At 54.4% G+C, this 2,500-nt stretch carries 1 tRNA gene and 2 rRNA genes (1 of these 3 cut by a window edge); all 3 read right to left on the minus strand.

The window, feature by feature from the left end:
- Positions 1-4: 4 nt before the first annotated feature.
- Positions 5-78: transfer RNA gene (locus tag AB4Z52_RS04175), tRNA-Met, on the minus strand.
- Positions 79-306: 228 nt separating this feature from the next.
- Positions 307-421: ribosomal RNA gene (gene rrf, locus AB4Z52_RS04180) — 5S ribosomal RNA — on the minus strand.
- A 143-nt stretch (positions 422-564) separates the two neighbouring features.
- Positions 565-2,500: ribosomal RNA gene (locus tag AB4Z52_RS04185) — 23S ribosomal RNA — on the minus strand; it runs 1,048 nt beyond the window's last position.

The raw sequence follows: 2,500 nt of genomic DNA on the forward strand, positions 1-2,500 counted from the left end.
TGGTTTGCGGGGGCAGGATTTGAACCTGCGGCCTTCAGGTTATGAGCCTGACGAGCTACCGGGCTGCTCCACCCCGCGTCACGACGTTTTTGCCATGGGCAAAATAGTTCGGGTTTTTGCTGTAGCAAAATACCCCTTTTTGGAGCAAACCGGAAGGGTTTGTCTCCAGTTGCAAATCCGACGATTTGCGTTGTTTTGTCCGGTTGCTAACGCAAGCGGGCCGCTGATGGCGGCCCGTTTACGTGCGGCTTATGGCCGGTTTGTTTGTTTTGAGAAGGTGATCTTTTTGAATGTTGCGTTTKGCAGACCTGGCAGCGACCGACTCTCCCGCGTCTTAAGACGAAGTACCATAGGCGCTGGGGCGTTTCACGGCCGTGTTCGGAATGGGAACGGGTGCAGCCGCCCCGCCATGACCACCAGGTCGGCAAAGCGCAACATTTGAGAAGCTGGTGAGACCGAAGTCTCGTTTTTTTCAGGGTGTTTTGCGGTTGKGCAAACAGCCTGGAACACGTCTTGCATCATCTTTGGCGCTTTGTAGCGCCAGATGAGCATTGATCAATGAGAACGATCAAGCCAATCGAGCTATTAGTACCGGTAAGCTTCATGCGTTGCCGCACTTCCACACCCGGCCTATCAACGTGGTCGTCTTCCACGGCTCTGATAGGGAACACTCGTTTTCAGGTTGGTTTCCCGCTTAGATGCCTTCAGCGGTTATCCATTCCATATGTAGCTACCCTGCTATGCCCTTGGCAGGACAACAGGTCCACCAGAGATATGTCCATCCCGGTCCTCTCGTACTAGGGACAGATCCTGTCAATATTCCTACACCCACGGCAGATAGGGACCGAACTGTCTCACGACGTTCTGAACCCAGCTCACGTACCGCTTTAATTGGCGAACAGCCAAACCCTTGGGACCTGCTCCAGCCCCAGGATGCGATGAGCCGACATCGAGGTGCCAAACAACCCCGTCGATATGGACTCTTGGGGGTCATCAGCCTGTTATCCCCGGCGTACCTTTTATCCGTTGAGCGATGGCCCTTCCACGCGGGACCACCGGATCACTATGACCGACTTTCGTCTCTGCTCGACTTGTCAGTCTCGCAGTCAGGCGGGCTTATGCCATTGCACTCGACGACCGATTTCCGACCGGTCTGAGCCCACCATCGCGCGCCTCCGTTACTCTTTCGGAGGCGACCGCCCCAGTCAAACTACCCACCATACACTGTCCCGGACCCGGATAACGGGCCGCGGTTAGACATCCATGACGATAAGGGTGGTATTTCAAGGATGGCTCCACAAGAACTGGCGTCCCTGCTTCAAAGCCTACCACCTATCCTACACATGCCGACACGAATGCCAGTGTAAAGCTATAGTAAAGGTGCACGGGGTCTTTCCGTCTGACCGCAGGAACCCCGCATCTTCACGGGGAATTCAATTTCACTGAGTCTATGTTGGAGACAGCGGGGAAGTCGTTACGCCATTCGTGCAGGTCGGAACTTACCCGACAAGGAATTTCGCTACCTTAGGACCGTTATAGTTACGGCCGCCGTTTACTGGGGCTTCAGTTCAGAGCTTGCACCCCTCCCTTTAACCTTCCAGCACCGGGCAGGCGTCAGACCCTATACGTCGTCTTGCGACTTCGCAGAGCCCTGTGTTTTTGGTAAACAGTCGCTACCCCCTGGTCTGTGCCACCCTCTCATACTTGCGTATAAAAGGGTCACGCTTCTTCCGAAGTTACGCGTGCAATTTGCCGAGTTCCTTCAACATAGTTCTCTCAAGCGCCTTGGTATACTCTACCTGACCACCTGTGTCGGTTTCGGGTACGGTCTATACGGTGGAGCTATTTCCTGGAACCGCGTCCCAGCCCGGACAATCCAATAAGTCCGAACCAGTTAAGCAATCCGTCACTACCACCAGGCCCACGATTATTAACGTGGTTCCCATCGACTACGCGTGTCCGCCTCGTCTTAGGGGCCGGCTAACCCTGCTCAGATTAACTTTAAGCAGGAACCCTTGGTCTTTCGGCGAGGGAGTCTCTCACTCCCTTTATCGTTACTCATGTCAACATTCGCACTTCCGATACCTCCAGGAGCCCTCACGGGTCTCCCTTCACTGGCTTACGGAACGCTCCGCTACCACTCTCCCATAAGGAGAATCCTCAGCTTCGGTGCATGGCTTCAGCCCCGTTACATTTTCGGCGCAAAGACCCTTGACTAGACCAGTGAGCTGTTACGCTTTCTTTAAATGATGGCTGCTTCTAAGCCAACATCCTGGTTGTTTTGGGATCCTCACATCCTTTCCCACTTAGCCATGACTTGGGGACCTTAGCTGGAGGTTAGGGTTGTTGCCCTTTTCACGACGGACGTTAGCACCCGCCGTGTGTCTGCCGAGTAGTACTCCCCGGTATTCGGAGTTTGGTTAGGATCAGTAAGACGGTGAGTCCCCATAGCCCATCCAGTGCTCTACCCCCGGGGGTATTCGCTCGACGCTCTACCTAA

Origin of the sequence: Rhizobium sp. 2YAF20, assembly GCF_052114685.1 — a bacterium.
In the GTDB taxonomy this organism is placed as follows: domain Bacteria; phylum Pseudomonadota; class Alphaproteobacteria; order Rhizobiales; family Rhizobiaceae; genus Rhizobium.